General features: G+C 55.8%; 19 protein-coding genes, 1 tRNA gene and 1 pseudogene. 17 read left to right on the top strand and 4 right to left on the bottom strand.

Translation table 11 applies throughout. The features are described from left to right. Positions 1-219: 219 nt before the first annotated feature. Complete coding sequence (locus AC193Q_RS14770; protein WP_121187080.1) at positions 220-1,314, bottom strand: hypothetical protein; 1,095 nt, start codon at positions 1,312-1,314, stop codon at positions 220-222. 843 nt (positions 1,315-2,157) lie between these two features. Here AC193Q_RS14770 and AC193Q_RS14765 point away from each other — a divergent pair. Next, the gene (locus AC193Q_RS14765) at positions 2,158-4,005 is read left to right on the top strand and encodes an AAA family ATPase (protein WP_121187078.1); all 1,848 of its coding nucleotides are present in this window, start codon (positions 2,158-2,160) and stop codon (positions 4,003-4,005) included. Positions 4,006-4,173: 168 nt separating this feature from the next. On the opposite strand, the gene AC193Q_RS14760 is transcribed toward AC193Q_RS14765, so the two are convergent. Continuing rightward, a complete protein-coding gene (locus tag AC193Q_RS14760; protein ID WP_121187076.1) occupies positions 4,174-5,439 on the bottom strand; it encodes a hypothetical protein in 1,266 nt (421 codons plus the stop codon). 282 nt (positions 5,440-5,721) lie between these two features. On the opposite strand from AC193Q_RS14760, the pseudogene AC193Q_RS14755 reads away from it, so the two are divergent. The 4 genes and pseudogenes from AC193Q_RS14755 (at position 5,722) to AC193Q_RS14740 (ending at position 8,560) form a co-directional block, all read left to right on the top strand. Next, positions 5,722-6,882 (top strand): annotated as a pseudogene (locus AC193Q_RS14755) (IS30 family transposase). Positions 6,883-7,014: 132 nt separating this feature from the next. Then, positions 7,015-7,557, top strand: coding sequence for a PAAR domain-containing protein (locus AC193Q_RS14750; RefSeq protein ID WP_121187822.1), 543 nt, complete (start codon positions 7,015-7,017; stop codon positions 7,555-7,557). Beyond that, a complete protein-coding gene (locus AC193Q_RS14745; protein ID WP_121187074.1) occupies positions 7,554-8,276 on the top strand; it encodes an N-acetylmuramoyl-L-alanine amidase in 723 nt (240 codons plus the stop codon). Before AC193Q_RS14750 ends, AC193Q_RS14745 begins: the two co-directional genes overlap by 4 nt. Next, positions 8,273-8,560, top strand: a complete 288-nt coding sequence (locus tag AC193Q_RS14740) for a hypothetical protein (protein WP_121187072.1) — start codon at positions 8,273-8,275, stop codon at positions 8,558-8,560. The genes AC193Q_RS14745 and AC193Q_RS14740 overlap by 4 nt, the downstream gene beginning before the upstream one ends. A 194-nt stretch (positions 8,561-8,754) precedes the next feature. On the opposite strand, the gene AC193Q_RS14735 is transcribed toward AC193Q_RS14740, so the two are convergent. Continuing rightward, positions 8,755-8,839 (bottom strand) — tRNA-Leu (locus tag AC193Q_RS14735). Positions 8,840-8,947: 108 nt separating this feature from the next. Here AC193Q_RS14735 and queA point away from each other — a divergent pair. The 6 genes from queA (at position 8,948) to AC193Q_RS14705 (ending at position 15,048) form a co-directional block, all read left to right on the top strand. After that, positions 8,948-10,012: a tRNA preQ1(34) S-adenosylmethionine ribosyltransferase-isomerase QueA gene (gene queA, locus AC193Q_RS14730; protein ID WP_121187070.1), complete on the top strand. Its 1,065-nt coding sequence runs from the start codon at positions 8,948-8,950 to the stop codon at positions 10,010-10,012. 14 nt (positions 10,013-10,026) lie between these two features. Beyond that, positions 10,027-11,142 (top strand): tRNA guanosine(34) transglycosylase Tgt, encoded by a 1,116-nt coding sequence (tgt, locus tag AC193Q_RS14725; protein WP_183082888.1) that lies wholly within the window; start codon positions 10,027-10,029, stop codon positions 11,140-11,142. A 43-nt stretch (positions 11,143-11,185) separates the two neighbouring features. Then, complete coding sequence (gene yajC / locus AC193Q_RS14720) at positions 11,186-11,521, top strand: preprotein translocase subunit YajC (protein ID WP_041071802.1); 336 nt, start codon at positions 11,186-11,188, stop codon at positions 11,519-11,521. Between the two features lie 64 nt (positions 11,522-11,585). Further along, on the top strand, positions 11,586-13,454 hold the full coding sequence (secD, locus tag AC193Q_RS14715) for a protein translocase subunit SecD (RefSeq protein WP_041071804.1): 1,869 nt from the start codon (positions 11,586-11,588) through the stop codon (positions 13,452-13,454). Between the two features lie 9 nt (positions 13,455-13,463). Continuing rightward, positions 13,464-14,378: a protein translocase subunit SecF gene (secF, locus tag AC193Q_RS14710; protein ID WP_041071806.1), complete on the top strand. Its 915-nt coding sequence runs from the start codon at positions 13,464-13,466 to the stop codon at positions 14,376-14,378. Positions 14,379-14,499: 121 nt separating this feature from the next. Continuing rightward, a complete protein-coding gene (locus AC193Q_RS14705; protein ID WP_041071808.1) occupies positions 14,500-15,048 on the top strand; it encodes a glycine zipper 2TM domain-containing protein in 549 nt (182 codons plus the stop codon). Between the two features lie 247 nt (positions 15,049-15,295). On the opposite strand, the gene suhB is transcribed toward AC193Q_RS14705, so the two are convergent. Continuing rightward, on the bottom strand, positions 15,296-16,114 hold the full coding sequence (suhB, locus tag AC193Q_RS14700; RefSeq protein WP_007964419.1) for a type III secretion system regulator SuhB: 819 nt from the start codon (positions 16,112-16,114) through the stop codon (positions 15,296-15,298). A gap of 145 nt (positions 16,115-16,259) precedes the next feature. Between suhB and trmJ the strand changes: the two genes are divergently transcribed. From trmJ to iscA, 6 genes are all read left to right on the top strand, one after another. Continuing rightward, positions 16,260-17,030 carry a tRNA (cytosine(32)/uridine(32)-2'-O)-methyltransferase TrmJ gene (gene trmJ, locus AC193Q_RS14695; RefSeq protein WP_041071810.1) on the top strand — a complete coding sequence of 257 codons (771 nt, stop codon included), beginning with the start codon at positions 16,260-16,262 and terminating at the stop codon, positions 17,028-17,030. A gap of 3 nt (positions 17,031-17,033) precedes the next feature. Next, positions 17,034-17,810, top strand: coding sequence for a serine O-acetyltransferase (gene cysE / locus AC193Q_RS14690; RefSeq protein WP_041071871.1), 777 nt, complete (start codon positions 17,034-17,036; stop codon positions 17,808-17,810). Between the two features lie 248 nt (positions 17,811-18,058). Then, the gene (iscR, locus tag AC193Q_RS14685) at positions 18,059-18,550 is read left to right on the top strand and encodes a Fe-S cluster assembly transcriptional regulator IscR (protein WP_003227911.1); all 492 of its coding nucleotides are present in this window, start codon (positions 18,059-18,061) and stop codon (positions 18,548-18,550) included. A 47-nt stretch (positions 18,551-18,597) separates the two neighbouring features. Further along, the gene (locus tag AC193Q_RS14680; protein WP_041071812.1) at positions 18,598-19,812 is read left to right on the top strand and encodes an IscS subfamily cysteine desulfurase; all 1,215 of its coding nucleotides are present in this window, start codon (positions 18,598-18,600) and stop codon (positions 19,810-19,812) included. 83 nt (positions 19,813-19,895) lie between these two features. After that, complete coding sequence (gene iscU, locus AC193Q_RS14675) at positions 19,896-20,282, top strand: Fe-S cluster assembly scaffold IscU (RefSeq protein WP_003227907.1); 387 nt, start codon at positions 19,896-19,898, stop codon at positions 20,280-20,282. Between the two features lie 28 nt (positions 20,283-20,310). Then, on the top strand, positions 20,311-20,634 hold the full coding sequence (gene iscA, locus AC193Q_RS14670; RefSeq protein ID WP_483878565.1) for an iron-sulfur cluster assembly protein IscA: 324 nt from the start codon (positions 20,311-20,313) through the stop codon (positions 20,632-20,634). Positions 20,635-20,640 lie beyond the last annotated feature (6 nt).

Genomic DNA, 20,640 nt, shown 5'->3' with positions numbered 1-20,640 from the left:
CGCGCGGTGGTGAGCGTTCTGCATTGCGCGTCCACTTTCCGACAGACGAAAAAAAAGGCCTTGCTAAGCAAGACCTCTCTTGATTTTGGTGCCCGAGGGAGACCGAAGGGCGCCATATAAAACGAGGCTTGCAGCTGGATTATATGATCAGGGATACAAGTAGGGATACAAATCGTAAGCCGCTAGAAACCATGGTATCCCAAGCGTTTCCCATCACACTCAGTTTCCGTAGGCGCCATAGTGCTGTCCAGCGGATTTCAATCGTTTGATATCAAGGAGCGGATGACCGTACAGAAAGCTCGGAGAAACTTCGTCCTTCGGTTTATCGGGACGTGAATGTTCGTGCATAGGGAAGAATGGCACTTCCGGGTGGTGTCGAGCTGAGTCGGCACGATAGCAGTGCTTTTCCTGACCAGGCTCAAATAGCATGTAGGCATAGTCTGAAAGCGATTTGATGCGCATACGCCAATACCACCCAGAGGGGAGCAGAACCTGGAGCTGCCATCCATTTTCCCTCCTGATAGCTGGAATCACCTCACCCCCTAATTCTTCTGCTGCCAGAGAGTGAATGACCGGGATTAGCTCATCCGGGATTGCGTCCATCTTCTGCACTGACGGCCAATCCCAAGAAAGATTGAATAGAGAAGCGAGGAAGCTAAAAGCAGATGGATGTGATTTGGCCTCAGATAAGTGTTCTGAGCAAACCGGAAGCTGGATCATAACCGCGACGAGCCCCTTTCCTACCGTTGTGGCTGCAAAGCACGAAGCCTTTTCTCCGCAGACAACGCACCCGTTCCCTTTCGCAAAAATGAATGCCTTCTCAACGGCAGTGTTCTTGAGCCGCCCTGATACGAACTCAACTGGTAGGTCCATGACCTGTTGCTTGTCTTCGTACCAGCTATCAAAGATGTGTCGGTTCGTCGGGGTGTCGAGAATTTCGTAAAGAGTTTCCTCGTTCTTGACCTCAATCCAGCTCGACTCGATAAGAGCCCTTTGATCCAACGTCGAGTCGCGCAATCGGTACGTCCTGATGTAGCCGCAGTCGATGTTTGAGTCGAACACCGCCACGCCTTCCCGTGCTTCTTTAATCCAGTAGCGCTTGCTTGAGGCGTTGATCAGCTTTTTCCAATGGGAGCAGCTACGGGTACTGAGCTCGAGTACGAAAGGTATGCGTTTCTCTATCTCATCCATGGTCTTGAAGGAGGTACTGCACACGTAAGCGTCAATAACGCCTCCGGTGATCTCATCGTCGGTGAGTGACTCCAGCGATCTATCGATATTCAGCAACCTGATCATTTTCGAGCTGTAACTCATTTTGCATTCCTTGAGAGCTAGAAAGGAGGGGGCCCCTAGAGCATTTCATTGCATACGGGGTCGGAAACCCGCGGGACTTTGGTAGCGGAAGGTGCTCCAGCTTACTGAAATTCAATCGTTGAAATTGAAAGGATCTTGAAGAAAAAGGGACATCGTTACCGGAACGGTAACGGTGATGTCTGAGCGGTGAATTTATAGGGCAAATGCACAGGTGAACAGGCAGTTCACCGAGTTCACCTGTTCACTAAGCTGGGAGTTCTCCCGCTACCAAAGTCCCGCGGGTTTCCGACCCCGTGTCTCGAAGAAAACCTCAGGGGCCCTGGCACACTGCGGGAGATACACCTGACGTTCGCTGGTGGGATTGATACTTACGGGGTGTGGGGGCATGTACCCCTCAAAAATGCGGTGTAACTCGTGTAACTGGTGTAACGATGGATTATAAGCAACTGTATTTATTGAATTTTTTCAATGTTACATCGACTTCGTACACCAATCTTTAGCCGTGTAACTCAGCCATCTGGTGTAACGCTTCTGGTGCTTGAAAGAGGAACGAACTAGGTTATGCCTATGATGCAGGAGGGTAGAGTGCTTCCCGGCCGGCAGTCGCAACAGGCCGCTTTCGGCCAGTAGCGGACATCCGGGGAACGACTGCTTCCGGCGAAAAGCGACCACTGAATTCACCAAAAATATTTGAGTTTCAGGGACTGCCTGCGGCCAAAATGGAATCTAATGAGTGGCGACATGCTCCCGCTAAAACAGTGAGCGGGTTTCGGCTATGATCAGGCAATGTTTTGACCCGCTCGCATACGGTCGAATTTAATCGCTAAGTCCTAGGGAAGAACAATGCGCGTCCGGCTCGATAAAATAGTCATCAATCATTTCAAGCGGATCGATTCGCTCGAAATCGATTTGCAGGCGGTGACCGCCTTAGTTGGCGGTAACACGAGCGGTAAAAGTAGTGCATTGCAGGCAGCACAACTTGGCGTGTCAATCCTTCAAGCTGCGCTCCGCGGTATGCGCCCTAATGGAGCGCCTGATTTTGCTGCCACTGTAGCCAACGATGCGGTGTTGTTCCGCCCCACTGAGCGGCTCCTTAACTTGAGGCGCGGAGAGAGAGCGACGCAGAATTTCGGCTACTCGATTACCTACCATGGAGTAGATATTGAAACTAATACGGACAAAGAAATAACGATCGAGGTTCGCCGTGGAAAGAACGCGAACATTGCCATCACTCGTACCGGGAATGACGACTTCGCCGCCATACTCGCGAATAGTGATCGACCGTTCTCAATATTCACCCCCGGCTTATCGGGAATTCCGATCCGCGAAGAATGGCGGACAAAGGGGGCGATGGACGCAGCAGTAATGCATGGCGACGCCAACCTCTATCTACGCACCGTGCTTGACCATCTATTCACACGGGATCTGGATGAGATGGCGAGAACGGCCTGGCGTCGGGGACGCGACATTGCCGTCTTGCCGGATAGCGGCTGGAAGACTTTTTCTAAGCTTCTCGAACGTTGCTACCCAGGTACACGCGTCATAGTAAATCATGATCAGCAACGAGATCGGCACGTTAAGGTCGAAGTCGAAACTCCCGACGCTAAGGTTACAATCGACATGGCGTCGACGGGGATGCTTCAAGTCATTCAGATCCTCGCCTACGCATGTTTCTACGCACCTCCCCTGATCCTGCTGGACGAACCCGACGCGCATTTGCATGCTGATAGCCAAGCGCGGCTCTATGATGCTCTCCGGAGCGTCGCCGCCGAGACGCAAACTCGTATCCTGTTCGCGAGCCATTCGCCCCAGTTGATCCAGCGTCTTATGTACGATCCCTACGCAGCAGTCATATGGATGAGCGAAGGTGCGAAGGTCCCGGTCGACGATTCTCAACGTCCTGCGATTCCCATTTTAATGACACTCGGCGCACTATCGGCCGGTGCCGATGCCTTCGATCCCGCCCGGCCCATTATCCTGATGACAGAAGACAAGCTGTCGCGACCGGTTACAGTACTGGCGAAAGCGAACGGTGCGCCTGAGAACCTAGCAGTACTCTCTTACAACGGCTGCGGAAATCTTCCAGCCGCGAGGCTCCTTGCAAACATGATCAGCGACATGCGCCCCGACTCTCGAATCATCTTGCATCGGGATCGAGATTTTCGGACTGAGCAAGAAATGCAATTCGAATTATCCACTGCTGCTTCAGAACGTGAGCGGAACGGTGTTACCCGAGTCACGGAGGTCTTCACTCCTTTGAATGATGTCGAGCATTCGTTTGCGCAGGCTGCTCATCTAAAGGAAGTCTTCAATGAGCTCGCCCCTGAACTCATCGACGCCGCAATTACGGATGTGGTCGCATTCAAGCGAGATGACCTAGTGAATGCAGCGCGCGTCGCTCGTGAGAAAGTTACTTCATCGCTGTACAATGCTCAGCGTAAGCGCGGTAAGCCAGAGTGGGCCGCGTCAGGGATGCCTGACAATCCTCCAGGTGTTAATGCTTTCATTCCCGCGAATGGACTGACTCCAGTGTCCTTCCAACACTCTCACGGTAAAATGCTTATGGATGGTCTTCGCCCGAAAATCCATAACCATGTTCGAGGAGCTTCCCAAGTAACTGACAGCAAGATATATACAGCGACTGATCATCTTTTTGCTGAAAGTTGGAGGCAAGCATTTGATCCGGAGTGATTCTTGCAATGCGTGCTACATTATAAATGACAGCCTTGGGGCATTTTGAGTTCTCCGCGACCGGCGGAGAGCGGCTGGAAGCGGAAAACCTGACAACACTATTTTCGGTCAAAGCCAAAATTTAGGACTCACTCAATCGAGCGGATTTGTTTTATGCAAAGATCCGCATTAAAGATTTTCTTCTTGAGCTCGTAAAAGACGAATTTTTTCTTCTCTAGTGCATGTCACACCATCAACTTGATCCATAAAAACCCCAATTCGTATTAAGTGTTGGATTACTTTTGTTGCCGCTGAAGGCGTTATACCAACCTTTTCGGCCACTAAAGCATGTATACCCTTCGGCCAAGGCTGTTCAGGAAGTGCAGCGCGTACCATACCGATTATTTCAGGATTCAGTTTTCCGCCTTGCTGTCCAATTGCTACAATTCTAAGGTCTTTTCCAAGATCGGCTCTAGACACCCTTGATAGTTCCTGACAAGCTGAACACTGAAGAATTGTAGATGCGGTCGGCCACTCATCAAGTAGTAGTTTTTGATCTTTAGTGCAATGAGGACAAGTGACCGATTCCAAAAGATTCTCTCTTGCTCTAAGAGTTACTCCAGACTGCTCATTAAATTCCGATATAAGATTGGATTCGCATATCTTGCACTGTACAGCTTTGACATCGCCGTCCTTTTCTTTTTGCTTGTATTTCAAAGTTGAAAGACACTGAGGGCAATCAATTTCAATTTGCCGGATGGAACGACTCTTGGGTCTGAATGAACCAGAATCAACCCCAGCACTGACTGCCCGCACCTCCCTTCTGAGGCTGTTGAGTTCTGCTCCAATATCGAGAAGTTCAGCACTTCCGCTAATTCCTTGTTCTATAGCCCTGATTCTATTGTCCAATTCGAGCAGTGCTTCCTGCTTATCCGAGTCATGCTTCCTTTGCTCATCAAGCTCCTCTCCAATTACACCCTGCCAATCGCTAAGGCTGGTATCATTTATTGACCTCAAGGAGCCAAGAATATGAATGGCACTTTCTATGCGCTCTTCCTTAGCAAAAAGTTCATCTTTAGCGTCTGCATATTCTGTATGCTGTAGCTCCTCTTCCAAATACACCGATAGCCTATTCAGCTCAACTGATAAGTTAGTTACTTTTTCGGCGGCCTTCAAAGCGTACATCCGAAGGTTTCTTTGCTCGTAGTCCCTTACTTCCTGAACTGCCTTTTGCTTGTCCTGATTTGCATAGTGATGAGATATCGCCCAGCCTATACCAACCGATACAAGAGTTAATAGAGTGCCGAGTAGCGTGGTCTCTTTACTGGTTAGATCAGTAATGCTTATGACAATAAGCATCAATCCAATAAAGGCGAGACCAATAAATATAGCCCAGGCTGGCAATCCCGACTCTAACTTTTGATTTGTTTTTTGCTCTCGATCAATCTTATTCACTGTCGAATCCTCAGGGCTAGATTTTTTCACTTACAAACGAACGCGCTATAATTAATTAAGTTTGTTTGAAAAATACTCGTTCCTTTTCGACCAGTCATCCAGGGTAGCTCTATTGATTTGAGGCTTATTACGCTTCTACAAAAAGCGTAGCGCATTGTAGAAAAAATGAGCGGCTTCTAGCCTCCGAACTTAAATACCATCATAAATGGCCGCTTTTGGCTGTGGATTCAACCGGTCGATGCAACACGACTAAATTCTGTGTAAGCAGAAGGAGTGTTGCAGATGAAGCAGAGACCTCGGATCTATTACACCGAAAGCCAGAAAAAACTGATGTGGGATCACTGGCAGAAAGGCGACTCTCTCCAGCACATCGCCCAACTATTTGATCGAAACCATTCATCGATACAGCGCATCTTGGCGGAAACAGGCGGTATCAGACCCGCTGTACGCCGCAGATCCAGATTGGCGCTGACGTTGTCTGAGCGTGAAGAGATTTCGCGTGCCGTGGTGGCAGGTAACTCGATCCGTTCCATGGCTGCGTTGCTAGGGCGAGCAGCCTCTACGATCAGCCGTGAGATCAGACGCAACGGTGGCCAAGGATGCTACCGGGCTAATCAAGCTGATCAGGCTGCCTGGGATCGCGCCCATCGACCCAAGGTCTGCAAACTTGTTGAGAACCGAACGGTGGCGCAAATTGTTGCAGACAAGCTTCAATTGCAGTGGTCACCGGAACAGATTGCCGGTTGGTTGAAGCGCACGTACCCGGACGATACGAGCTATCAGGTGTCACACGAGACGATCTATCGCACGCTCTTCATACAGGCTCGCGGGGCTCTGAAGAAGGAGTTGCTTGAGCATTTACGGCGCACGCGGGCCATGCGTCGCTCGCGTCATCACACGCAGAAAAAAGAAAATCACGGACGAATCACTGATGCTGTATCGATCCGTGAACGCCCGGCCGCGGCTAAGGATCGGGCGGTGCCAGGTCACTGGGAAGGCGACCTGCTGTGCGGTAGCAGGAACAGCCAAATTGCCACTCTTGTTGAGCGACATACCTGCTACGTAATGCTAGTGAAATTGGACGGTAAGGATAGCGAGACGGTCATCAGCGCCCTAATTGAAAACGCCCGTAACTTGCCCCAAGAACTCTACAAATCGCTGACCTGGGATCGCGGTAAAGAGATGGCTGACCATAAACGCTTTACGGTGGTTACCGACATCAAAGTCTACTTCTGCGATCCTCATCGTCCTTGGCAACGAGGATCAAATTAGAACACCAACGGGTTGTTAAGGCAGTACTTCCCGAAAGGAACCGACCTTGCGGAGCACTCGCAAGCCACGCTCAATGAAGTGGCAAGGCAGCTAAATAGCCGCCCTCGGAAAACGCTAGACTACGAAACACCGGCAGAACGATTTAGCCAATCTGTTGCATCGACCGGTTGAATCCACAGCCGTAAGCGGACATTCCGGGGCCGAGAAATCCATGCTACTGGCTATTGCGCAAGCCCAGGCGGACCGGGTCTATTGATTTCTGATAAGGTCGCGTTCATAGACGATCATGACAAGGAGTCAATTGTGGCGAAGCCCGCAGCACGTTTAACCGATCCGACCAGTTGCCCAATGCCAGGGCACGGTGCCCAATCCATTGCGTCCGGCTCTTCTGATGTTTTTTTCGATGGTCTTGCCGCCGCTCGAAAGGGCGATACCTGCACGTGCGGTAGCTCGTTGGTTTCCGGCGTCTCAGCGACCGTTTTTATCAACGGGAAAAGCGCAGCTTTGGTTGATACTGTCGGAACGCATGGTGACGTCGTAGTCGGCGGCTCCGGCACCGTAATCATCGGTGATTCGCATACGCCAGCCCCGTTCGTGCCTCCGATTCCGCTTGCCATCCAGAAATCCTACGGCCAGTCCTTCAGCATCACCGACAGTGAGACAGGCACACCGTTGGCTTTCCGAGACTTCGTGGCGACAGTCAACGGTATAGAGACCACGGGTGTTACCGATGCCAATGGCATTGCCCACGTCAAGACACCGACTCCCGGTGCGAAGATCTCACTGCACGTCATGTTCAGCGCTCCGGCTCGGACTCTCCATGAGCTGGCGGAGGGAGCGCAATGACCAATCCGTTTGCAACTCAAGCCACCGCACAGGAGCTGAAGCCCGGCGAGTTTATGTGTCCGATACCGATTACTGTGAATGATCGAGCGGCAACGCGTGAAGCGATCATCAAGAAGGTCCGTTCACTGAACACGACGTTTGTGGAGCGATCCTCGTGGGGAGCGGTGAAGGGTAAGCCAGATATGGTGATGGACTGGGATTACACCATGATCGCGCTGCATCACGCTGGGAGAAGCCATAGCTGTACGCCTGGTGCGGAGCAAATGCAGGAGATCCAGAAAGGGCACCTTAGCCAGAAGTACGACGATATCGGCTATCACTTCGGTATTGATTGCACTGGTCAAGTTTACGAGGGGAGAGACATTCGCCTTCAGGGTTCAAGTGTCTTGAAATTCAATACAGGCTTGATCGGCATTGTGTTGCTGGAGAACCTAACGACTCCAGAAGAAGGCGGGGATTGGGTCGCCAAGGGCCGGGTTGCGCTCGACAGCCTCGGATACAGCACGACCACTGTGATACCTGCTGCTCAGATCACCGCGTTGATGCATCTGATCGACGCGCTTAAAAGTGTGTTTGTGATCAAGCATTTTGGCGGTCACCGGGAATACCCAGGTCAAGCATCTGAAGGCAAAATCTGTCCCGGAAATATCGGCATGGAGTTAGTCAGGAATCTCAGAGCAAAAACTCAACTACTCCCACCTCCGGCGCCGCAGCAATGAAGAAACTGATTGCCCTGATAGTTCTGGTTCTGGTGACAGTGCTTTACGTTGGGTATTACGAAGCGCTTGAGGATGGGGACATCGAAACGATCCTGTTCATCAAGAAGCATCCGACGTTTCAGATGAAGTTTTACAATATCCACGCCAATGACGGGGAGATTCGTCAAGTCGAACGATTCACGGAGCAGGAGCGTAAGTGGATCATTGATTACTGCAGGTATCGCCTCGGCATCGACACGGATCTGAAAACCCAAAACGACGTTGAGGTTTGCAGGAAAAAATAGCTGGGTGAAACAAAGAAAAAGGCCTCGGTGGAGGCCTTTTCTCATTACGTATCATTTGACGTTCCCAGCTTTCGACATCGTCGGCTTGAACCTCTACGCGGCAGCTTTCTCTTCTCATGGGTGTGAAAAAATATTTGCCCCACTTTCCTGCAGACGAAAAAAAAGGCCTTGCTAAGCAAGACCTTTCTTAATTTTGGTGCCCCGAGGGAGACTCGAACTCCCACTCCTTTCGAAAACGGATTTTGAATCCGCCGCGTCTACCAATTCCGCCATCAGGGCTCAATGGCGGCGAAGTATAGAGAGGTGATTACCGTTGGTCAATCACGTTTCATGGTCAATTTTTGATAATTCCGCTAGACTTTCCGGCCCTGCTAGACGAACCCCATCATGCGCGTTGCTGACTTTACCTTCGAGCTTCCTGATTCGCTGATCGCCCGCCACCCTTTGGCCGAGCGTCGCGGTAGTCGCCTGCTGACCCTTGATGGGCCGAGCGGCGCCCTTGCACACCGTCAATTCACTGATTTGCTTGAGCATTTGCGCCCGGGCGATTTGATGGTATTCAACAATACCCGGGTGATTCCGGCGCGTTTGTTCGGGCAGAAAGCCTCGGGCGGCAAGCTGGAAATCCTCATTGAGCGCGTGCTCGATTCGCATCGCGTGCTGGCTCATGTGCGCTCCAGCAAGTCGCCGAAGCCGGGGTCTAAGATCCTTATCGACGGCGGTGGCGAAGCCGAGATGCTCGCGCGTCACGATGCGTTGTTCGAGTTGGGCTTCGCTGAAGAAGTGCTGCCGCTGCTCGATCGCGTCGGGCACATGCCGCTGCCTCCTTATATAGACCGCCCGGACGAAGGTTCGGATCGCGAGCGCTATCAGACCGTTTACGCCCAGCGTCTGGGTGCGGTGGCGGCGCCGACGGCGGGGCTGCATTTCGATCAGCCGTTGATGGAGGCGATTGCCGCCAAAGGCGTCGAGACCGCGTTCGTCACGCTGCACGTCGGTGCGGGGACGTTCCAGCCGGTACGCGTCGACAAGATCGAAGATCACCACATGCACAGCGAGTGGCTGGAAGTCGGCCAGGACGTGGTCGACGCCGTTGCCGCGTGCCGCGCGCGTGGCGGGCGGGTGATTGCCGTGGGCACCACCAGCGTGCGCTCGCTGGAAAGTGCCGCGCGCGATGGCGTGCTCAAGCCGTTCAGTGGTGACACCGACATCTTTATCTACCCGGGCCGGCCGTTCCATGTAGTCGATGCCCTGGTCACCAACTTCCATTTGCCGGAATCGACGCTGTTGATGCTGGTTTCGGCATTCGCCGGTTATCCCGAAACCATGGCCGCCTATAAAGCCGCCGTCGACAACGGGTACCGCTTTTTCAGCTACGGTGATGCGATGTTCATCACCCGTAATCCCGCCCCGACTGCCCCTGAACACACAGGCCCAGAGGAAACAGAATGAGTCGCGAATGTCGCATGTCCTTTGAACTGCTTGCCATCGATGGCAAGGCTCGTCGTGGTCGGCTGACCTTCCCGCGTGGCACTGTCGAAACCCCGGCCTTCATGCCGGTTGGCACCTACGGCACGGTCAAGGGCATGTTGCCGCGTGACATCGTCGCCACCGGCGCGGAAATCATTCTGGGCAACACCTTCCACCTGTGGCTGCGCCCGGGCACCGAGGTGATCAAGGAGCACGGCGACCTGCACGACTTCATGCAGTGGAAAGGCCCGATCCTCACCGACTCCGGCGGTTTCCAGGTGTTCAGCCTGGGCGCGATGCGCAAGATCAAGGAGGAGGGCGTTACCTTCGCTTCCCCGGTCGACGGCTCGAAAGTGTTCATGGGCCCCGAGGAATCGATGCAGGTGCAGCGCGATCTCGGTTCCGACATCGTGATGATCTTCGACGAATGCACGCCGTACCCGGCTGACGAAGACGTTGCTCGCGTTTCGATGGAGCTGTCGCTGCGTTGGGCCCAGCGCTCGAAAAACGCGCATGGCGACAACACCGCGGCGCTGTTCGGTATCGTTCAGGGCGGCATGCACCAGGATCTGCGCATGCGCTCGCTGGAAGGTCTGGACAAGATCGGCTTCGATGGCCTGGCCATCGGCGGTCTGTCGGTGGGCGAGCCCAAGCACGAGATGATCAAGGTGCTGGATTATCTGCCGGGCATGATGCCCGCTGACAAACCTCGTTACCTTATGGGCGTTGGCAAACCGGAAGATCTGGTTGAGGGTGTGCGCCGCGGTGTGGACATGTTCGATTGCGTGATGCCAACCCGTAATGCCCGCAATGGGCATCTGTTCATTGATACAGGCGTGCTGAAGATCCGTAACGCGTTCCATCGCCATGATGATTCGCCGCTGGATCCGACCTGCGATTGCTATACCTGCCAGAACTTCTCCCGCGCTTATCTGCATCACCTGGACAAGTGCGGCGAAATGCTCGGCAGCATGCTCAATACCATCCATAACTTGCGCCATTATCAGGTGCTGATGGCTGGTTTGCGCGAGGCTATTCAACAGGGTACATTGGCCGCCTTTGTCGATGCCTTCTACGCCAAACGCGGGCTCCCCGTTCCGCCTTTGGACTGAGTTTTCTGACCCCAAGATTCAACATTTGCAACTGGAGTGCTAAATGAGCTTTTTTATCTCTAATGCCATGGCTGACGCGGCTGCACCGGCTGCTGCGCCTATGGGCGGCGGCTTCGAGTGGATTTTCCTGGTCGGTTTCCTGGTCATCTTCTATCTGATGATCTGGCGTCCACAGGCCAAGCGCGCCAAAGAGCAGAAGAACCTGCTGAGCAGCCTTGCGAAGGGCGACGAAGTGGTCACCACCGGCGGCATCGCCGGCAAGATCACCAAAGTGGCCGATGACTTCGTGGTTCTGGAAGTTTCCGACACCGTGGAAATGAAGTTCCAGAAGGGCGCCATCGCCGCCACGCTGCCAAAAGGCACGCTGAAAGCGATCTAAGGTTCCAACTTCTACTCAATCGACGGGGCGCGCAAGGCGCCCCGCGTTCATAACGGGCGGCGTGATGCTGAACAAATATCCTCTGTGGAAATACATTCTGATCCTGGCGGTGCTGGCGATCGGTCTGATTTATTCCGCTCCCAATCTATACCCCGATGACCCGGCCATTCAGATCAGCGGCGCCAGCACGGCTCTGCAGGTCAATCAGGCCGATCTGGATCGCGTCAGCACCGCGCTGCGTGAATCCGGGATCAACGTCAAGGCAGCCTCGCTGGCGGCCAACGGCAAGGGCGGTCTGATCCGTCTGACGAAGGCTGAAGACCAGCTGCCGGCCAAGGACGTTGTGCGCAAGGCATTGGGTGATGACTACGTCGTCGCATTGAACCTGGCACAAACCACCCCGCAATGGCTGCGCAACCTCGGCGCGCACCCGATGAAGCTGGGTCTGGACTTGTCCGGTGGTGTGCACTTCCTGCTGGAAGTGGACATGGACAAAGCCCTCGACGCCCGCCTGAAAGTCTACGAAGGCGACGTCAAGAGCCTGCTGCGCAAAGAAAAACTGCGCTATCGCAGCCTGCCGCAACTGGGCGGCGCCATTCAGTTGGGCTTCAGCGATGCTGACTCCCGCGAACAGGCCCGTGCGCTGATCCGCAAGAACTTCAACGATTTCGACATTGTTCCGGCCGACCTCAACGGTCAACCGGTGCTGCGTCTGGCGATGACCCCGGCCAAGCTGGCGGAAATCCGTGAATACTCCATCAAGCAGAACTTGACCACGGTACGTAACCGCGTCAACGAGCTGGGTGTTGCCGAACCGATCGTTCAGCGTCAGGGCGCCAACCGCATCGTGGTTGAGCTGCCGGGCGTGCAGGACACTGCCGAAGCCAAGCGTATTCTCGGCAAGACGGCCAACCTCGAGTTCCGTCTGGCTGCAGAGCCGGGTGCTTCGAAAGCCACCTCCGAGACCTTCGAGTTCCGTGAAGGCAAGCGTCCTCCTGCGCAGATCGAGCGTGGCCTGATCATCACCGGTGACCAGGTGACCGACGCCAAGGCTGGTTTCGGCGAGCACGGCACGCCTGAAGTGAACATTCGTCTGGACGGTCACGGTGGCGAGCTGATGAGCCGCGCGACCCGTTCGAACGTCGGCCGCAGCATGGCGGTGATCTTCATCGAGCAGCGTCCGGTGACCACTTACACCAAGCAGGTTGTGGACGGCGTCGAGAAAGACGTGCCGGTTCAGACCTTCAAGGAAGAGAAGAAGATCATCAGCCTGGCGACCATTCAGTCGCCGCTGGGTGCGCAGTTCCGTATCACTGGCCTGAACGGCCAGGGCGAATCGTCCGAACTGGCGCTGCTGCTGCGTGCCGGTGGTCTGGCCGCTCCGATGTACTTCGCTGAAGAGCGCACAATCGGCCCGAGCCTGGGTGCTGACAATATCACCAAAGGTATCGATGCGTCGCTGTGGGGCATGCTGTTCGTCTCGCTGTTCATCATCGCCATCTACCGCTTCTTCGGCCTGATCGCCACGGTTGCGCTGGCGGTGAACATGGTGCTGCTGCTGGCCTTGATGTCGCTGCTGGGTGCAACACTGACCCTGCCGGGTATCGCCGGTATCGTGTTGACCATGGGTATGGCGGTCGACGCCAACGTGCTGATCTTCTCGCGGATCCGTGAAGAGATCGCCGCCGGCATGACCGTGCAGCGTGCAATCAACGAAGGCTTCGGCCGGGCATTCACTGCGATTCTCGACGCCAACCTGACCACTCTGCTGGTCGGCGGCATCCTCTTCGCCATGGGCACCGGCCCGGTGAAGGGCTTCGCAGTGACCATGTCCCTCGGGATCTTTACCTCGATGTTCACGGCCATCATGGTGACCCGCGCAATGGTCAACCTGATCTTCGGCGGACGTGACTTCAAGAAGTTGTGGATTTAAGGGGCTGCCATGTTACGTACAATCAACTTCATGGGCGTTCGCAACTTCGCGTTCGGCGTCACAGTGTTTCTCACGTTGCTGGCTATTTTCAGCGTCTTCCACAAGGGCATGAACTGGGGCCTGGACTTCACCGGCGGTACGCTCATCGAGCTGACCTACGAGCGTCCGGCTGACGTCACCAAAGTGCGTGAGCAGTTGGCGACTTCGGGTTACCACGAAGCCATCGTGCAGAACTTCGGTGCGACCACCGACCTGCTGGTGCGCATGCCGGGTGAAGACCCGCAGCTGGGCCATCAGGTAGCAGACGCGTTGCAGAAAGTCGGCGGCGACAACCCGGCGACGGTCAAGCGCGTCGAGTTCGTCGGCCCGCAGGTCGGTGAAGAACTGCGTGACCAGGGCGGCCTCGGCATGCTCCTGGCGCTCGGTGGCATCCTGATCTACCTGGCTTTCCGCTTTCAGTGGAAATTCGCGGTCGGCGCCATCGTTTCGCTGATCCACGACGTGATCGTGACCATCGGTATCCTGTCGTTTTTCCAGATCACCTTCGACCTGACGGTGCTGGCGGCGGTACTGGCGATCATCGGTTACTCGCTGAACGACACCATTGTGGTATTCGACCGGGTTCGCGAGAACTTCCGTGTGCTGCGCAAGGCTTCGCTGATCGAGAACATCAACATCTCGACCACTCAGACCCTGCTGCGGACCATGGCAACGTCGATCTCCACCTTGCTGGCGATCGCTGCGCTGCTGTTCTTCGGCGGCGACAACCTGTTCGGCTTCTCCATCGCCCTGTTCATCGGTGTGCTGGCGGGTACCTACTCGTCGATCTATATCGCGAACGTGGTGCTGATCTGGCTGAACCTGAGCACCGAGGATCTGATTCCTCCGGCCAACACCGAGAAGGAAGTCGACGACCGTCCATAACGGCCATCCTTTCTCCGGCTGTCAGCCCAGAAAAGGCGCGAGTTGAACTCGCGCCTTTTTTTATGCTCCAAGGCTGGGAGAAGCGCGGGCGCGTCCCGCATGTGATGGTCAGGAGGTTCATGTGAACAAGTCGTTGCTGGTTGGTGCGGTATTGGGTGCTGTCGGTGTGACTGCCGGGGGTGCTGTTGCCACCTACAGCCTGGTTAAAAGCGGCCCTGAGTATGCGCAAGTGCTGGCCGTAGAACCGGTCAAAACACAGATCAAGACTCCACGTGAAGTGTGCAAGGATGTTGCTGTAACCCGCCAGGCGCCGGTCAAGGATCAACACCAGATCCTCGGTACCGCGATTGGTGCGGTAGCGGGTGGTTTGCTGGGTAACCAGATCGGCGGCGGTACCGGCAAGAAGATTGCGACGGTTGCTGGTGCGGTCGGTGGTGGTTATGCCGGTAACAAGGTGCAGGAAGGCATGCAGAACCGTGACACCTACACCACCACCCAGACTCGCTGTAATACGGTGAATGACATCAGCGACAAGGTTGTCGGTTACGACGTGCGTTATTCGCTGGATGGCAAGGAAGGCAAAGTGCGGATGGATCGTGATCCGGGCAACCAGATTCCGGTCGACAAGGAAGGCAAGTTGATTCTGTCGCAGAATCAGCCGGGTCAGTAAGCGCTGACTGTTTAACAAGAAGCACCCTGCGGGGTGCTTTTTTGTGCTCGCAATTTTTGGCCGCGCCGTGCCCCTTTGTGGGAGCGAGCCTGCTCGCGAAAGCATTCTGACAATCAACGTTGATGTCGGTTGAAGCACCGCATTCGCGAGCAGGCTCGCTTCCACATGAAGATTTTGGTGATCTGAAGATCAAGTTACAGGCACAAAAAAAGCACCCCGAAGGGTGCTTTTTCGTTTCGCGGGAAGCTTAGCGCTTCAGCGAAGCCGGCAGGTGCGGCTGGATGGCCGTCAGCACGGCCTTGAAGCATTTGGTGTTGCCGGCAACGATATGGCCTTTTTCAAGGAAGTCGTGACCGCCGGTGAAGTCGCTCACCAAGCCGCCTGCTTCCTGGATCAACAGGGCGCCAGCCGCCATGTCCCACTCGGACAGGCCCGATTCCCAGAACGCGTCGAAGCGACCGGCAGCCACATAGGCCAGGTCCAGGCTGGCGGAACCGGCGCGGCGGATGCCGGCAGTCTGGCCAACCAGGGCGCGGAACATGCCCAGGTAGTTGTCGAGGTTGTCCATCTGGTCGTCACGGAACGGGAAGCCGGTACCCAGCAGGGCGCCTTCGAGGCTGGTGCGACCGCTGACGCGCAGGCGGCGACCATTCAGTTGAGCGCCGCGACCACGGCTGGCGGTGAATTCTTCCTGGCGAACCGGATCCAGAACCACTGCGTGTTCCAGGCGGCCACGGTATTTGCAGGCAATGCTGACCGCAAAGTGAGGAATGCCGCGCAGGAAGTTGGTGGTGCCGTCCAGCGGATCGATGATCCACAGGTACTCTTCGCCTTCGATGCCGTTACCGACGTGCATGCCGGTCTCTTCACCCTGGATCGAGTGATTCGGGTAAGCCTTGCGCAGCGCATCGATGATTTTCTGTTCGGCGGCGCGATCGACCTCGGATACATAATCCTTGGCGTCTTTTTCGTCGACCTTGATGGTATCCAGGCGCTCGATGGAGCGGAAGATCAGTTCACTGGCGCTGCGGGCGGCGCGCAGCGCGATATTCAGCATGGGCTGCATGGATGTGTCACCTAAGGTTGTTAAAGAAAGCCGCGCATTCTATCAGAACTTTTCTTCAGGTGAAGGTTGCTGTTCGCTTTCATAGCTTAACGGTAGGCTGTTCTGTAAGATTTGCACCCCTTTCCTGTGTCCGAGAGCGCCTCCCTTGCTGCAGAACATTCGTGTCGTCCTGGTCAATACCAGCCACCCCGGCAACATCGGCGGGGCCGCGCGCGCCATGAAAAACATGGGTCTGTCGCGGCTGGTGCTGGTCGAACCGCGCCTGTTTCCGCATCACGAAGCCGATGCCCGTGCTTCCGGTGCCGGGGATATTCTTGAAAACGCACAAGTCGTCGCCACCTTGGAAGATGCGCTGGTCGGCTGCAATCTGGTGCTCGGCACCAGCGCCCGAGACCGGCGCATTCCCTGGCCGCTGCTCGATCCCCGCGAATGCGGGAGCAAAGTGGTCGAGGAGGCCGGGCAGGGCGCGGAGATCGCGCTGGTGTTCGGTCGTGAGGACTCCGGCCTGACCAACGAAGAGTTGCAGCGATGTCACTTTCACGTGCACATCCCCTCCGATCCTGAGTTCAGTTCGTTGAACCTCGGGGCGGCGGTGCAGGTGTTGAGCTATGAAGTGCGCATGGCCTGGCTGGCCGCTCAAGGGCAGCCGACCAAGATCGAGAAAGAAGAAGTGGCCTCGGTGAAAAGTGCCGAGCTCGCGACGATGGATGAGCTGGAGCGCTTTTATGAGCATCTGGAGCAGACGCTGGTCGCCATCGAGTTTCTTGATCCGGAAAAGCCGCGGCACTTGATGGCGCGCCTGCGCCGGTTGTACGGACGCAGCTCGGTCAGCCGGGCGGAAATGAATATTTTGCGTGGCATCCTCACGGAAACCCAGAAAGCGGCCCGTGGTGAGCTTCTTAAGCGGAAGGACTGAATGATGTTTGAGCGTTTGCGTGAAGATATCCAGAGCGTATTCCATCGAGACCCGGCGGCGCGTAACGCTTTTGAAGTCCTGACCTGCTATCCCGGCATGCATGCGATCTGGATTCATCGGCTGGCCGGGATGCTGTGGCGCCACGAGCTGAAATGGCTGGCGCGACTGGTGTCGAACTTCGGGCGCTGGTTGACCGGAATCGAGATTCATCCGGGGGCCAAGGTCGGCCGGCGCTTCTTTATTGATCACGGCATGGGCATCGTCATCGGTGAAACCGCCGAGATCGGCGATGACGTGACCATTTATCAGGGCGTGACCCTCGGTGGCACCAGCTGGAACAAGGGCAAGCGCCACCCGACGCTGGGTGACGGCGTTGTCGTGGGCGCCGGCGCCAAAGTGCTCGGGCCGTTTACGGTGGGGGCGGGTGCCAAAGTCGGCTCCAACGCCGTCGTGACCAAAGAGGTGCCACCCGGTGCCACGGTGGTGGGGATTCCGGGTCGGATCATCGTCAAGTCTGATGAAGAACAGGACGCCAAGCGCAAAGCCATGGCCGAGAAGATCGGTTTCGATGCCTATGGCGTCAGCGAAGACATGCCTGACCCGGTGGCGCGTGCCATCGGTCAGTTGCTCGATCACCTGCAGGCGGTGGACGGGCGGCTGGAGGGGATGTGCGGCGCGCTGAAGGATCTGGGCAGTAATTACTGTGCGAAAGATCTGCCCGAGCTGCGCGAAGAAGACTTCGCCTGCGTCAAAGGCAAAGACGAATCCAAAGCGGGCTGACACGTCTATGCAGGAGCTGCCGAAGGCTGCGATCTTTTGATCTGATTAACAGCAAAATCAAAATATCGCAGCCTTCGGCAGCTCCTGCACAGGCATGCGGCAACCGGTGTGCCATTAAGCCGCAGACCCTGCTATCATGCGCGCGCTCTTTTGCGGGTAAACCCGACTAAAGCACTAGGTCTTATAGTTGACTTAAATGCTCGGGAATTGCATACTCCCGCCCATTCCGAACTCCGTGGTAATTGTCCATGCGACTGACTACAAAAGGCCGATACGCCGTGACCGCCATGCTTGACCTGGCGTTGCACGCGCAGCACGGGCCGGTGTCCCTGGCCGATATTTCCGAGCGCCAAGGCATCTCCCTGTCCTATCTCGAACAGCTTTTCGCCAAGCTGCGCCGCAGTAACCTGGTTTCCAGTGTTCGCGGTCCTGGCGGTGGTTACCAGCTGTCGCGCGACATGCAGGGTATCCAGGTGGCGCAGGTGATCGATGCGGTCAACGAATCGGTTGATGCTACCAAGTGCCAGGGCCAGGGCGATTGCCATTCCGGCGACACCTGCCTGACCCATCACCTGTGGTGCGACCTGAGCCTGCAGATTCACGAATTTCTAAGTGGTATCAGCTTGGCTGATCTTGTAACTCGCCGTGAGGTGCAAGAAGTAGCCCAGCGTCAGGACCAGCGCCGTTGCAACAGCAAGGCGCCACGCCTGGACAAGATTGAAGCGTCCGCCGTCGAATGACAGCCGAAGAGCTAGCGGAACGCCAGCCCTGATTTAGGAGATAGTCCATGAAATTGCCGATTTACCTTGATTACTCTGCGACCACCCCGGTCGACCCGCGCGTTGCGCAAAAGATGAGTGAGTGCCTGCTGGTCGACGGAAACTTCGGTAACCCGGCGTCCCGTTCCCACGTGTTCGGCTGGAAAGCTGAAGAGTCCGTCGAAAACGCCCGTCGTCAGGTGGCCGATCTGGTCAATGCCGACCCGCGTGAAATCGTCTGGACCTCTGGCGCTACCGAGTCCGACAACCTGGCTATCAAGGGTGCGGCACATTTCTACGCTTCCAAAGGCAAGCACCTGATCACCAGCAAGATCGAGCACAAGGCTGTCCTCGACACCATGCGCCAACTGGAGCGTGAAGGTTTCGAAGTCACCTACCTCGAGCCGACCGAAGACGGCCTGATCACTCCGGCGATGATCGAAGCGGCACTGCGCGAGGACACCATTCTGGTGTCGGTGATGCATGTGAACAACGAAATCGGCACCATCAACGACATCGCTGCCATTGGCGAACTGCTTCGTTCGAAGGGCGTCCTGTTCCACGTCGACGCGGCTCAGTCCACCGGCAAGGTCGAGATCGACCTGCAGAAGCTGAAAGTCGACATGATGTCGTTCTCCGCCCACAAAACCTACGGCCCTAAAGGCATCGGCGCGCTGTACGTCAGCCGCAAGCCGCGTGTGCGCATCGAAGCGACCATGCACGGCGGTGGTCACGAGCGTGGCATGCGTTCCGGTACCCTGGCGACGCACCAGATCGTCGGCATGGGTGAAGCGTTCCGTGTAGCCAAGGAAGACATGGCTGCCGAAAACGTGCGCATCAAAGCCCTGAGCGACCGCTTCTACAAGCAGGTCGAGCATCTGGAAGAGCTGTACGTCAACGGCAGCCTGACCGCCCGCGTTCCGCACAACCTGAACCTGAGCTTCAACTACGTTGAAGGCGAGTCGCTGATCATGGCGCTCAAGGATCTGGCGGTATCGTCCGGTTCGGCCTGCACCTCGGCGTCCCTGGAGCCTTCGTATGTTCTGCGCGCCCTCGGCCGCAACGACGAACTGGCACACAGCTCGATCCGTTTCACCTTCGGCCGTTTCACCACCGAAGAAGAAATCGACTACGCCGCGCAGAAGGTCTGCGAGGCCGTTACCAAGCTGCGCGCCCTGTCGCCGCTGTGGGATATGTACAAAGACGGTGTCGACATTTCGAAAATCGAGTGGGCGGCACACTGATTTCAAGTCGCCGCGAACCGACCCTGCGACCCAAGGTTGCAGGGTTTAAAGAGCGACTCTCTGATGAGTGAGGATTAAGCACCATGGCTTACAGTGAAAAGGTCATCGACCACTACGAAAACCCGCGCAACGTCGGCAAGATGAACGCGGAAGATCCGGATGTCGGCACCGGCATGGTCGGCGCTCCGGCGTGCGGCGACGTGATGCGTCTGCAGATCAAGGTCAACGATCAGGGCGTTATCGAAGACGCCAAGTTCAAGACCTACGGCTGCGGTTCGGCAATCGCTTCCAGCTCCCTGGCCACCGAGTGGATGAAGGGCAAGACCCTGGACGAAGCCGAGACCATCAAGAACACGCAGCTGGCCGAAGAACTGGCCCTGCCGCCAGTGAAAATCCACTGCTCGGTACTCGCTGAAGACGCTATCAAAGCGGCTGTTCGCGACTACAAGCAGAAGAAAGGCTTGATCTAAGCATTGCGCGACGAGTAAGGAGTCAACGATGGCTATCAGCATGACAAAAGCGGCTGCTCTACACGTGCGACGCTCCCTCAATGGGCGCGGCAAAGGTGAAGGGATTCGTCTGGGTGTTCGCACCACAGGCTGTTCCGGCCTTGCCTACGTGCTGGAGTTTGTCGACGAGGTGGTTGCCGAGGATCAGGTGTTCGAAAGTCACGGCGAGAAAGTGATCATCGACCCGAAAAGCCTGGCTTACCTGGACGGCACCGAGCTCGATTTCGTCAAGGAAGGGTTGAACGAAGGCTTCAAGTTCAACAACCCCAACGTCCGCGGTGAATGTGGCTGCGGCGAAAGCTTCAACATCTGAGGCTTG

It is taken from the genome of Pseudomonas sp. F2, assembly GCF_057174385.1.
The sequence above is the reverse complement of the archived record's forward strand: the minus strand, read 5'-3'. Positions and strand labels throughout refer to the sequence as shown.